Annotated in this window: 14 protein-coding genes and 2 pseudogenes; 7 read left to right on the top strand and 9 right to left on the bottom strand. The window is 50.7% G+C overall.

The genetic code is table 11. The features are described 5' to 3' along the window. Positions 1–48: 48 nt before the first annotated feature. From BHU62_RS09505 to BHU62_RS24680, 3 genes and pseudogenes are all read right to left on the bottom strand, one after another. Positions 49–597, bottom strand: coding sequence for a fimbrial protein (locus tag BHU62_RS09505; protein ID WP_073531694.1), 549 nt, complete (start codon positions 595–597; stop codon positions 49–51). Positions 598–1,140: 543 nt separating this feature from the next. Continuing rightward, a complete protein-coding gene (locus BHU62_RS24905) occupies positions 1,141–1,431 on the bottom strand; it encodes a hypothetical protein (protein ID WP_171971308.1) in 291 nt (96 codons plus the stop codon). A 37-nt stretch (positions 1,432–1,468) separates the two neighbouring features. Beyond that, positions 1,469–1,666, bottom strand: a pseudogene (locus BHU62_RS24680) (RHS repeat-associated core domain-containing protein); the annotation flags it as partial. A gap of 262 nt (positions 1,667–1,928) precedes the next feature. Here BHU62_RS24680 and BHU62_RS09495 point away from each other — a divergent pair. The 5 genes from BHU62_RS09495 to BHU62_RS09475 all read left to right on the top strand — a co-directional run bounded on the left by BHU62_RS09495 (position 1,929) and on the right by BHU62_RS09475 (position 4,597). Beyond that, the gene (locus BHU62_RS09495) at positions 1,929–2,312 is read left to right on the top strand and encodes a putative holin (RefSeq protein WP_073531693.1); all 384 of its coding nucleotides are present in this window, start codon (positions 1,929–1,931) and stop codon (positions 2,310–2,312) included. Further along, positions 2,309–2,608, top strand: coding sequence for a phage holin family protein (locus BHU62_RS09490; protein ID WP_073531692.1), 300 nt, complete (start codon positions 2,309–2,311; stop codon positions 2,606–2,608). Before BHU62_RS09495 ends, BHU62_RS09490 begins: the two co-directional genes overlap by 4 nt. After that, on the top strand, positions 2,595–3,035 hold the full coding sequence (locus BHU62_RS09485; protein WP_073531691.1) for a lysozyme: 441 nt from the start codon (positions 2,595–2,597) through the stop codon (positions 3,033–3,035). The genes BHU62_RS09490 and BHU62_RS09485 overlap by 14 nt, the downstream gene beginning before the upstream one ends. Further along, positions 3,032–3,526: a lysis system i-spanin subunit Rz gene (locus BHU62_RS24675; protein ID WP_073531690.1), complete on the top strand. Its 495-nt coding sequence runs from the start codon at positions 3,032–3,034 to the stop codon at positions 3,524–3,526. The genes BHU62_RS09485 and BHU62_RS24675 overlap by 4 nt, the downstream gene beginning before the upstream one ends. A gap of 138 nt (positions 3,527–3,664) precedes the next feature. Continuing rightward, positions 3,665–4,597 (top strand): LysR family transcriptional regulator, encoded by a 933-nt coding sequence (locus BHU62_RS09475; protein ID WP_078062038.1) that lies wholly within the window; start codon positions 3,665–3,667, stop codon positions 4,595–4,597. A 15-nt stretch (positions 4,598–4,612) separates the two neighbouring features. On the opposite strand, the gene BHU62_RS09470 is transcribed toward BHU62_RS09475, so the two are convergent. The 6 genes from BHU62_RS09470 to BHU62_RS09455 all read right to left on the bottom strand — a co-directional run bounded on the left by BHU62_RS09470 (position 4,613) and on the right by BHU62_RS09455 (position 9,027). Beyond that, complete coding sequence (locus tag BHU62_RS09470) at positions 4,613–4,864, bottom strand: helix-turn-helix domain-containing protein (RefSeq protein WP_073531688.1); 252 nt, start codon at positions 4,862–4,864, stop codon at positions 4,613–4,615. 751 nt (positions 4,865–5,615) lie between these two features. Continuing rightward, positions 5,616–5,864, bottom strand: a complete 249-nt coding sequence (locus BHU62_RS09465) for a hypothetical protein (protein WP_073531687.1) — start codon at positions 5,862–5,864, stop codon at positions 5,616–5,618. A 390-nt stretch (positions 5,865–6,254) separates the two neighbouring features. Beyond that, on the bottom strand, positions 6,255–7,013 hold the full coding sequence (locus tag BHU62_RS09460) for a hypothetical protein (RefSeq protein WP_073531686.1): 759 nt from the start codon (positions 7,011–7,013) through the stop codon (positions 6,255–6,257). Beyond that, positions 6,986–7,306, bottom strand: coding sequence for a hypothetical protein (locus tag BHU62_RS24900; protein ID WP_139282268.1), 321 nt, complete (start codon positions 7,304–7,306; stop codon positions 6,986–6,988). Before BHU62_RS24900 ends, BHU62_RS09460 begins: the two co-directional genes overlap by 28 nt. Continuing rightward, positions 7,299–7,742: a hypothetical protein gene (locus BHU62_RS24895; protein WP_139282267.1), complete on the bottom strand. Its 444-nt coding sequence runs from the start codon at positions 7,740–7,742 to the stop codon at positions 7,299–7,301. Before BHU62_RS24895 ends, BHU62_RS24900 begins: the two co-directional genes overlap by 8 nt. 379 nt (positions 7,743–8,121) lie before the next feature. Then, positions 8,122–9,027 (bottom strand): hypothetical protein, encoded by a 906-nt coding sequence (locus BHU62_RS09455; protein WP_073531685.1) that lies wholly within the window; start codon positions 9,025–9,027, stop codon positions 8,122–8,124. Between the two features lie 383 nt (positions 9,028–9,410). Between BHU62_RS09455 and istA the strand changes: the two genes are divergently transcribed. Together istA and BHU62_RS09445 are read left to right on the top strand one after the other, a co-directional pair. Next, entirely contained in the window at positions 9,411–10,946 is a 1,536-nt protein-coding gene (istA, locus tag BHU62_RS09450; protein ID WP_073531684.1) for an IS21 family transposase, read from the top strand. A 23-nt stretch (positions 10,947–10,969) separates the two neighbouring features. After that, a pseudogene (locus BHU62_RS09445) lies at positions 10,970–11,184 on the top strand (IstB-like ATP-binding domain-containing protein); the annotation flags it as partial.

Raw genomic sequence — 11,184 nt, 5'->3', positions numbered from 1 at the left:
CTCAATTCAGAAAACAGGCGTTTTCACGCCTGTAAAATGGCCTTGTCGTCAGGGATAGGCTAAAACGAAGTTGGCCACCGAGCTGAAATCGCCGGGCGTCACCGTTCCCCCGGTATCCCCCTGCAAATAAGCGGCGAAGGATAAAACGTTGCTGCCGTCATGCAGGCCCACTGCGGTGCTTGGGGTGCCGAGCTTCAGCGGGTCTCCCGCATCGGTGGCCAGCACGATGGAGGCGCCTTTGGCGGTTCCTGTCATTGCCAGATTGTCCGGGTTGCTTTTGGCCGGATTACCGTTAAACGTTGCCGTCACGCTTTTTGACGTGGTGGTATCACAGTCTTCCAGCTTGATGTAAAACGGACGCGGCGTTGAGCTTTTGCCATTGGCCAGCGTCTTGCTGCCGATTTGCCCCAGATTGACCGTTTGATTAGCCGTCTCCGGGCTGATGGAGCAAGGGGCATCGATAATCGCCCCAACAAATGTCACGGTGCCATGTCCCTCGTCTTTAATATTGGTTGGCGTATCTCCGGCAGCCGTTGCCGCTCCGCTCACGAGAATAATTCCTACACTTATTGCTCGTGCCAATTTACTTAATAACATGCTGCTGATTTCCTTTTTCCGTCCACATAAATGTTAATAGAGGATCAGGCGTTGACCTACCGCACTAAGTGCACTCGTAAAAATGATTATCGAGTCAGCACTTGTGTTAACAGGTTCGCACCCTAAAAAAACTTTACAGGAGAAATAACGGAATTCGTCATCATACGAAAACCATCAAGCAAGCAGGAATTTATAACTAGAAAATGAAAAAAAAACTGAAACCACAGAATTAAACACCGTGAATAAATCAATAAAGGAGTATTACATCGTAAGCCAGGGAATAATAACCACACAAACCATCCCATCACAGCCCTATTAATGTTACTACGGCGGTCACATGACCCAGCCGTGCTCCGTGCACTTCAAGCAAAACGAATAAATTCATACTGGCCATATATCCATAAATGGGTCACTTTTTTACCGGTTCCTCATCACCATGGTCAATTTAGGGTGTGTTTTTGTCGGAGGAATTGCATGAACAGATGTTTTATTTTTCAAAACACCTTTTTTAAGTACTAACGCCTTATTGCCTGGAGCAGGAAGTTATATAAACACAGGGGAATCGTTAATCGGTGACCTCTTATCTATCGCGAAAATATCAGGGTCATATTCATACTCCACCTTTATCGAATTTCCTTTATGCCCTGGGTCAAACTGCATGCCATCCTCACCATGTTCTTCGTCCCAGAGCCCCCCCAGAGTAGCTATTGGAGCCGAGGGGATTTTTTTCAAATAATCAGCATATCTTGCTAACGCATTATATTGTGCTTTCATCCATTGATATGTTTGTTCGCCGAAAATAACGACATACCGCAATAGGTAACTTTTCGCCATTTGGCCCCTTTACCCAACTAAAGCCATTGGGCATAACCGGAGCGCGTCCATCGGCATCTTGCAGGGCCCCCGGATTATCCCGCACCATCCTGAACAGGTTCAGCCCGTCCACCGTCCCCGCCGGGTCTACGCTCAGCCAACGGCCCGCCCACGGCTGGTAATACCGGTACCCGTAATAATACAGCCCCGTCGCGTCTCGCTCCTTGCCCGATGACCGCAGCGTGTTGTACACCGCTCCGGTCTGCCAGCTGTAACAGTAGCGCGTCTGGTCATTGCCCAGCCCGGCCGGCTATTCCACCATCAGTGCAACACCCGTCCCGCGCCAGCGCTGGCGAACTGCAAAGTGCGGTTGCCGGTGGCCGTCATCGGAGCGTGACCGCGGGGATAAAAGATAACCACCGCCTTTTAGGTCGCCCGGTCGACGAAAATGGCATTTTCCTTCGTACCACAATCTTCCTTAGGGTAAACGCACCGATAAAGTCAAAGAGATGAATACTATGGTCACTTCACAATCGCCCTCGCTTTCCTCACATGGCGGCGGGCTCCTGCTTGGCGGCACGACCCTGATAGGTCTGTTTCCCAGCGTATCTACCGGTATTTTGCTGAGTGCGTTCGCCGGTGCGGTGATTTTCGTGATTTCCGCCCACGATCTGACGCTGTTGCAAAAAACGCTGCTGTTCGCCGTATCGTTAACAGCCGGCATTGTGACGGCACCGTTCACCGCGACGGTCATTTCAGCGCTCACCCCCACCTTGATCGTCGCCCCTCCAGAGGTTGGGGCCCTGGTGGCCTCCACACTCGCTGTACGTTTGCTGCTGGCGCTGAGCACACACAGCAATGGGTTACTGCGTAAATGGATGGGGGGAGGTAAATCAGAATGACACTGTTTAACGATTATCTGGTAATGCTGGACACCATCAGCTGTTTTTTGATCGTACTTCGGCTGCTGACCTTCAGCAAAAGCGGCAAACGCCACCGCCCGGTGGCGGCCTGGTTCGCCTGGCTGTTGATCGTCGCCTGCGGCTCGGTAGTCATTCGTTCCCTGACCGGGCTGCACGCCCGTGGCAACTGGGGCGAAACGCTGATTAACGTGGCGCTGTGCCTGGCGGTACTGTCCGCCCGCGGCAATGTGATGCGTCTGACGCTAACTCGGGGGAACTACCATGCAGATGAGTGATAAAGGGCTGGCACTGCTCAAACAGTTCGAGACCTGCCGCACGCTGGCTTATCAGGACTGTGTCGGCGTCTGGACCATCGGCTACGGTTGGACTCAGCCGGTAGATGGCGTGTCGATACATGCCAGGATGACCATCAGCAAGGCACGCGCTGACCAACTGCTGAGCCAAGGGCTGGACGACTATGAACATGCGGTTCGATCGCTGGTACACGTTGCGCTCAGCCAGGCACAGTTCGATGCGCTGGTTGATTTTACCTATAACGCCGGCATTCAGGCGCTGGCTGGCTCCACGCTGCTCAAACGCCTCAACACCGGAGATTATCACGGCGCCGCCGATGAGCTGCTGCGCTGGGACAAGGCAGCAGGACATCCCTTGCCGGGCCTGGCGCGCCGCCGGCGTGCAGAACGGGAGATGTTCTTATCATGAGCCTGTTACCGTCATTGCGCATCCTATGGTGGGGCGGACTGGGCGTGGTGTTTATCGCCAGCCTCTCCGCCGCCAACCACTACCATCGCCGCTTTGCCCTGGCCAGCCAGGCCAATGCGCATCTGCAACAGCAACTGACGCAGGCTGGCCAGCAGCTGGCCCAGCAACGGGCGCAACAGGCGAAAGTGGCCAGCCTGGATAAACAACTCACCGAGAAATTGACCGATGAAAAAAACCATATTGCTCTTCTGGAGCAGCGCGTTCGTCTTGGCCAGCGCCGCCTGCAGCTCCATGCACGCTGCCCCGTTGCCGTCGCCACCGCTGCCGGCGCCGCCGGCATGGCTGATGCAACCGGTGCCCGACTTACTGACGCCGCTCAACGGCATTATTTCACCCTCCGGCGGCGAATAGCGCGCATTCAAGCGCAAATCAATGGGTTGCAGGCATACATTCGTTTACAATCCACCGCCCTCCCGACGCCGAAGAGATAAGCAATCGCTAGATTCAGGGCATGACAAAACGCGATCCCCCGCTATGATAAGGGGTATTACTTTCAGGCACGCAGGCCACCGGCAGAAGTGGCCGCCCGCCTTTTTTCTCCAGGGTAACAAACAGAGTTGTTCTGTTTCATGTTGGGTTCGGAGAAGGATATCGCCATGTTGTTCGCATCGAAACAACTGCATTACTTTATTACTACTACACAAATGTTATGCCTGACCAAAGCCGCCGAACGGCTGTGCATAACGCCCTCCCCGCTGGGGCGGAGCATTATGCAGCTGGAAGAGCGCCTGGGGTATAAGCTGTTCGTTCGTTTGCCGGAGGGGCTGCGCCTGACGCCCCAGGGCGAAGCGCTATACCAGGACGTTTATCCGTTCTATCAACGGCTGCTGGAACTGGAACAGCAGCATCGCACCGGAGTCGCCGCGCCGTTGCATACGCTGAAAATGGCGACGGACGGTTTGTACAGCGGCTTTTGCACCACCCTGGCCGATAAATTGTCAGCCCTAATACCCGCCCAATACCTGCAGATGCAAATCCTGCCGGTGGAAGCGATGCTGACCGCGTTGAGAAATCACCAGATAGACTGCTGCCTCGTTTCCGATCCGCTGCTGGAGGAACGCGGGCTGCACAAACGACCGTTGCCGCAGGAATCGCTCAAACTCGCCGTGTCGGCGGAGCTGGCGAGCGCTTGCGCCGTCACGCTGATGCAAGAACTGCCGCTGGCGCAGTACAACGTAGTGCCGGACAACGGCCATGCCCGGCGTGTGCTGGACTGGTTGCACAAGGTGGGGATCACGCCGAAGGTGTTGCGTTTCCCGGAAATGGCCCAGCGCCTGCGCATGGTGCGCCAGGGGTTGGCTGTCAGCCTGGTACCACACTCGGTGAGCCGCATCTTGCAGGATACCGAGATACGGCTGCTGGATTTGCCGGACGGCGGCCCGGCGCTGCGGCGCTATGTTTATTGCCTGCAGAGCAATTACTCACAGCTACAAGACCCGCTGTCGTTGTTGGACGCCAGCCTAGAACACTGGCTGAACCCGGCGCTGCACGTCCCTGTCTGAGAGCGGCAGGCCGCGTTATTTACCGGGCGTTTCGTCGGGCAACATGCACAGCGAGTGGTACAGCTGCTGTCCTTCAAGCGTCAACAACAGCCAGTCCTGCTGGATGCAAAACAGTGGCGCGGGCAGCGCCGCCTGCCAGTGCAGCAAGCGGCGGCTGACTTCATCGGTGCACAGCCGCCATTGCTGCGCCACACCGCTAATGCTGCCGGCGCGCACAATGGCGGCGAACAGTTGCGCCTCCGGGGTAATCAGCCAGCTCATCGGCATCGTCACAGGCTCCTTGGGTTCGCCATCGGGTCAGTGGCAAAACGTACTCAGCATCATCACGGCAGTCAACGGGGGCAAGTTCGCCCGTACTGCCACTTCGATCTTATAGGCAGTTGTCACCGTTCCCACTGTACTGTATTCGCTTGAAACGATCAGCAAAAACGATTAATTACAACCAATTGATAGTTAATAACTACTTAACAAGGGGGATTTGATCGGAATTGCCGATTATTTTGTCGCATCCTTACCTCCAGATGCGCAATCTTTGTTCGCTACCACGGTGAAAACAGCAGCATGATGCACACTTATCCATATGCCTACTCATACACAGACTGAACCTCAAGAATGCCGCTCTAACGCTGGCATTTCCCTCCTCTGCATACACCTCCGAAGTACTTGCATTGTAGATATTGCATGCAAATCGACTATGCCGAGCAAACCTTCAAAAATTATCTGCATTCCTCCTGACCGTTGACGCGGAAACCCTCACCTTGAATGGGCGAATGGCCTCCTTTTATGGAGCAAGTCAGTGTAGGTTTGATCTAAACCGTCCGAACTGGTGAAGTGGTATTTCAAAATGGATTTTCCCGCTGAGCAATTTGCGCGGGCCATAAGACGTCTGAATATAACCAAGAAGTGAGCAGCTAGGTCCATGAGACTGGAAAGAGTGATTAGCCAGTTGTACCAGCAGCCTGTCGATTTCCCGCTCGCGCTCTTCAAGTTTTGCCTGCAGGTTACGGTTTAACGCATCTTACTCAGCAAGAAGGCGTTTTAACTGTTCGATAAGATGATTAAACTCAAATACCTGGTTTGCCTCAGCTATTTTTTCTACCGCTTGGGCAACTATGCTCTCTTTCAGAGACTTCTCTGCGTTGGAAAAAAGTCTGTCAACCTTATCCCGAATGATATTTTCAATATTCCCTTCATACTGTGCCGCGCGGGCAATGGCTTTATTAAATTCGTCGATTGCTTGTTGTAATAGCTGTGGTTCTTTTGGCATTGCCTGCCCTCATTTATATCGAAAGTAAAAATGTAAAGTCAATTAAATTCAAAAAAACAGCATGTCAATTTTCATGAAAATAGATCAAGTCATTAGAGTATGCCCCGAATAAAAGAAGCACGGAATTTATCATTAGCGTCTACAAAGCATGATATGCACGGTAAATCTATGCGTTGACCTCTTAACCAAAACATAAAGACCAAATTCTCACTCTCAGTGTTGTAGGTAAAATAATCTCTTGCAATGACATTTATTATTCAACAGTTTTCCAGTGTGGAAATTTTCACTATTTAAGAAGAGCCATCCAGCCCACACCTCACCTCACCTCACCTCACCACGCCTCCAGTCTAGACTGAACCACCATCACTGTTTCAATTCTGATTATGTCATTTATTCTTTTTCCTCTGCTTCCTCTGCAATAGTCGAATTACGGTGAGATATAGTCTGCTCTCTATATTTATTGAAAAACTTCCAAGTATCACGATGAGCCATTCCATTACTGAATTTGGTATAACTTGCTAGCATCTCCAGGTATAGCGGGGAATGTTTGAAACCCGCTGCCGTGGTAGCCGGTTCCATAATTTTATTGCTGGCTACTGACATACCCACCGGATAAACTTCAGAGAAGGTATGATAGCCACCAAAGTTCATAAATGCCCCTACAGCTAAGGTTATTGCTTCTATCGCCTCACGGTTCTCCATATCATATGCTTTTCCGCCACATAGCATCTGTAAAGCCAACATAACATCTGTGGTTCCTCCTGATTGTGCTCCAGCAGATGGGAAGCCAGACAGATTTGCCTGAGTGCCATAACTCCCGTAAGGTTGCCAACGGTTAATGCCAACTCCATGGTTAAATCTATGTTCGATAATTTTATCTTTAATATTAAATTGGCTATATGCCTTTGGAATATTTTCGTATTCGTCCTCACTCAGCATATATGGCCGGTCAAGGTCGCCAATAGGAGCATTCTGCCGAAGTATGGCGTTAATCTGGCTGTTTTTAGCACCGCTTCCGGCCAGCAATTTGCGTAGCTGTTCGGTTTCAGCCAGATCCTCCGATTCCTGAACCACTTGGCCAAATCCCAGACCATGAGACGCTGCATCAGAATAGATTCCTTTCACGGGAATACCGTTGAGCAGTGGCATTCTTTCACTTCGGGCGCGCGTGACCGGATCATCAAACAGAGACGACCGTGTTTTTTGCGAAACGCCTCAAACCAACCACGCGAGTTAACAGACTCACTTAATCCTGATGCTTCAAGTAAGCACTGTATAGCACTAATATTCATCGGATTACCACTGGAAAGAAGTTGCCACATTGTGGTACCAAATGAACTGATAGCTTTAATTTTTGTCAGTACACGTTTAAAATTATTCGAACCTGTAAACGCTTTCAACTCACCGCTCAGCCAGCGCTCTACATTGTCTTGACTATCCAAGGGCATCCGACCAATCTGAACTGGCAGAAAGCGGGTTAAACGTTGTAGTGATAAAAACGTCTTTTAGTGTTCTTTCTACTCCATTGAAGAAGACCGGTAGACTCGCGATACTCTCTTGATTAAGAGTTTGAAAAACAAGATCTAATTTATTCGAAAACTGGTCTAAATAAGAGCCAATTTCACCCGGTTCATTCAAAATACTAATCGATAGATATGCCTCTAATATTTTATTGTGGAACATAAAGTCTTTTGTTTTTTGACTAAATAAAACACCAGCCGGACTGCTCACTGCCTCCCCATTTTGATTTGTAATGCGTTCTAATATCGAACCAATAACATGCACAGTTAAATCCTGCTCAGCATTCAACTCACCATCACTAGTACGCTTTTCATCGCGATTCCTTTTATTTTTTTCATACATATCTACAGCACGCATAATTCACCTCAGATAAAGCTATATAAGGGGTCTGACGCTCAGTGGAACTAAAACTCACGTTAAGCGATTTTGGCTGAGAAAAGCTAAAGGAGCCTGCTGGGAGCCTTTGATGGTTGGCTTCGAGATCCTGAGCCAGATGAGAGTCAAGCTCCGTAGACAGGGAAGCTTTGACTCGCTTTTTAATTAAATTAACGACGTTAAGATCCCATCTTTCCCGTTAATGTCTGACCGGACTGGAGTGCCTTAAGCACTTTGTCAAAATAAAAGGGCTGGGATATATATTATTCCTTTTTGATTGTATATTACTGGAGAAACACAAAAATTGTGACTATCCCAGTAAATGCTTCAGTCGCCGAGCAGAATATTTTCCCAACAATCCTTATCGAGTCATGTAAGTAGGTCGCGGCACAGTTCTGGCATAGCGCACCCGTCCATTCTCTGTATCGTGGTAATTTCGGACCCCTTCCGTCGACCACATCTCTTTTATTTTAGCTCCAATTGAGCCATAAAAGGCTTCCAGCTGGTGAATATTTCTGATAATAAACCAGTTGCCACGGTCGCAAACCGCAAGTGGAAATTCACCTGGCCTGGCCACCGTACCAATAAATCCTCCTTCTCGGTCAACGACACTTTTTTCATGTGAAAGCATATAAGAGGAGAAGTTAACTTGGGCTCCGTGGCGAACCACATTGTGCTCAATATCATTAAAAGGACGTGCAGGGTCAACTTTTGCGACCTGGAGATTGATGCAATCAATGATTTCTTTTTCTTCTTTTGAGTTAACCATGACGGTTCTCGGACGTCCTGCCCCCCGGAAAGTGATCATGTCATGCGCATCGTAATCACCGGTATAAGGTATTGATCTCCATCCATTCTGAGACTGTAGTAGATTTATATTTTCTGGGTTTGTGATATCAAGAATACCATTCGATACGACATGAGCAATGGCTGTTTTTCTGACATCACCTACATAGATACCCCTCAAACCAGTACTATCCCAGTTACCGACATAACCAATAAGATTAAGCTCCTTAGCCCATTTTAGCTTTTCGTCATACTCTTCTTGGGTTTTATATTTCGATGCCAGCGAGCTGGGTTTAATAGTTTTTTCAAGTATGTCGTGCCCTTTTGCTTTAGCCCCTTGACGGAGAGCATTGATGGTGAAAGAGCCAGCTTCACGAAAGCTGATGCAGAATTTTCCTTTTTTGGCTGCAGCCGAGATCGCAGCCATATGCTCCTTCAGAATAAAATTCTGAGCAATTTCTATTAACTCATTATTTTTCATAATACTGTCCTCATTTTAGTTTTCGTGCACTTTTCGAGAAAAAAGTGATATTTTATAGGGGTATATATTATCAGTCCGTTATGCTATAAATTTAAGCTATTATACGGGGTTCGTGTACTTTTCGAGGAAAAGTACACGAACCGCTCATAATGCAAAATGGCATCTGAATCGATCACGGTTTGGCATTCGAATCGATCATGATTTGGTATGCATCTCCGATCGCGGTTTGGCATCACAATCGATCACGATTTGGCACGCATCCGATCACTGATTGGCATCCTGTCGCTCACTCCGGGAATTAACTCTTTCCATCACAGTCTTCATTGCTGATTTTTAAGCCAATGGAGACATCGATGTCCAAAAAGAGAAAAGCCAGGAGTTCCATGGAAACCTGTTTTAAGATCCTTCAGCTCAAGTTCGACCAGAAGCTGACTAACCGCTGTATCGGGCTGACAATGAAAATCAGCTCCTCGACGGTTTTTGAAGTCCTCGCCCGCTTTAAAGCCACCTCTCTGTCATGGCCCCTCCCCGCAGGGATGTCCCACGACGCCCTTGAAGAACTCATCTTCCCGGCCAAAGGCACATCCGCATCAGAACTGGTGATGCCTGACCTGCTTCACTTCGACACCGAGATGAGAAAGCCTGGTGTGACACGGCAACTGCTGTGGATGGAATACAAGGCTCAGGCGGGTGAACTGGCGATGGGGTACTCCCACTTCTGCCGCTGCTACCGGGAGTGGAAAAAAACGCGCCGCCTCTCCATGCGCCAGGAGCACCGCGCCGGCGAAAAGCTCTTTATCGACTTCTGTGGCCCGACGATCCCCGTCGTCAACCCGGATACCGGAGAAATACGCCGGGTAGCCATCTTCGTGGCTGTGATGGGGGCATCCAACTACACCTACGTCGAGGCGTGCGAAGGCCAGGACATGATGTCCTGGCTGAACGCCAACAGCCGCTGCCTGACCTTCCTCGGCGGCGTGCCGAAGCTGCTCATCCCCGATAACCTCAAAAATGCGGTGAAAAAGGCCGATCGCTACGAGCCGGTCATCAACGACAGCTATCAGGCGCTGGCAGAGCACTACGGCACCGTGATCATCCCTGCTCGCCCCTATAAGCCGAAAGATAAACCGAAAGCGGAGAACGGCGTCCTCATCGTTGAAAGATGGTTGCTTGCCCGCATCCGCAATGAAACCTTCTATACGCTCAGGGCGCTGAATACCCGACTTCGGGAGCTACTGACGGACATGAATAATCGGCCAATGAAAGGGTACGGCAATCAGACCCGCGCAGAGCGCTTCCGCATGCTCGATGCGCCGGCACTCTCACCGCTACCTCTGGCAACGTATGAGTACACCGAATACAAAACGGTGAAGGTCGGTCCTGACTACCATGTTGAATATGCCCGTCACTGGTACTCGGTCCCACACGAATTGGTTGGCCAGCGCCTGTCGCTGAAGGCAGGTCAGTCGGTGGTTCAGGTCTGGCACAAGGGGCAGTGCGTGGCGCAACATCCGCGCAGCTCGCATGAGTATAAGCACACCTCTAATCCGCTTCACATGCCGGCTCAGCACCGGGGGCACGGTACCTGGACACCGGAACGTCTGCTCGAGATAGGGTGCAGCATCGGCCCGTTCACCGGCAAGGTGGTTGACGCAATGCTGAAGGCAAAGGCCCATCCGGAGCTGGCCTACCGCGCAATCCTTGGCCTGACCGCGCTGCAGAAAAAATATGGCAAAGAGCGGCTGGAAAAAGCCAGTTGCGTCGCCTGGCACTATAACGCGCCAGACAGACGGTTCATCGACAACCTGCTGCGTCACCACCGGGAGAACCAGGAGCTGCCGTTATCCCGTCATAGCGAGCAACACTCAGCAACGTCACTCGAGCATGAAAACCTGCGCGGCCCGGGCTACTACCACTAACACAGACAAAAGGAACAGACTGTATGAGCGATAACCTGTTGAATAAACTGACCAAACTGAAGCTTCCGGCGATGACCGGTAGCCTGATACGCCAGCGAGAAACGCCCCAGACCTACGAAGAGCTGTCGTTCGAGGAACGGCTGACCCTGCTGGCCGATGATGAGTTGCTTAACAGAGAAAACGGTCGTGTTGCAAGGCTGAGAAAAAACGCCAACCTAAAGTACCAGGCAGCCCCGGA

Source organism: Serratia marcescens, from assembly GCF_001902635.1.
Taxonomy (GTDB): Bacteria; Pseudomonadota; Gammaproteobacteria; order Enterobacterales; family Enterobacteriaceae; genus Serratia; species Serratia marcescens_F.
This window is presented reverse-complemented; position numbering and strand designations above follow the sequence as displayed.

Coding starts and splice junctions, on each gene's coding strand:
- BHU62_RS09505 (WP_073531694.1), bottom strand. CDS start 597: ATGTTATTAAGTAAATTGGCACGAGCAATAAGTGTAGGAATTATTCTC.
- BHU62_RS24905 (WP_171971308.1), bottom strand. CDS start 1,431: ATGGCGAAAAGTTACCTATTGCGGTATGTCGTTATTTTCGGCGAACAA.
- BHU62_RS09495 (WP_073531693.1), top strand. CDS start 1,929: ATGGTCACTTCACAATCGCCCTCGCTTTCCTCACATGGCGGCGGGCTC.
- BHU62_RS09490 (WP_073531692.1), top strand. CDS start 2,309: ATGACACTGTTTAACGATTATCTGGTAATGCTGGACACCATCAGCTGT.
- BHU62_RS09485 (WP_073531691.1), top strand. CDS start 2,595: ATGCAGATGAGTGATAAAGGGCTGGCACTGCTCAAACAGTTCGAGACC.
- BHU62_RS24675 (WP_073531690.1), top strand. CDS start 3,032: ATGAGCCTGTTACCGTCATTGCGCATCCTATGGTGGGGCGGACTGGGC.
- BHU62_RS09475 (WP_078062038.1), top strand. CDS start 3,665: ATGTTGGGTTCGGAGAAGGATATCGCCATGTTGTTCGCATCGAAACAA.
- BHU62_RS09470 (WP_073531688.1), bottom strand. CDS start 4,864: ATGCCGATGAGCTGGCTGATTACCCCGGAGGCGCAACTGTTCGCCGCC.
- BHU62_RS09465 (WP_073531687.1), bottom strand. CDS start 5,864: ATGCCAAAAGAACCACAGCTATTACAACAAGCAATCGACGAATTTAAT.
- BHU62_RS09460 (WP_073531686.1), bottom strand. CDS start 7,013: ATGCCACTGCTCAACGGTATTCCCGTGAAAGGAATCTATTCTGATGCA.
- BHU62_RS24895 (WP_139282267.1), bottom strand. CDS start 7,742: ATGCGTGCTGTAGATATGTATGAAAAAAATAAAAGGAATCGCGATGAA.
- BHU62_RS09455 (WP_073531685.1), bottom strand. CDS start 9,027: ATGAAAAATAATGAGTTAATAGAAATTGCTCAGAATTTTATTCTGAAG.
- istA (WP_073531684.1), top strand. CDS start 9,411: ATGGAAACCTGTTTTAAGATCCTTCAGCTCAAGTTCGACCAGAAGCTG.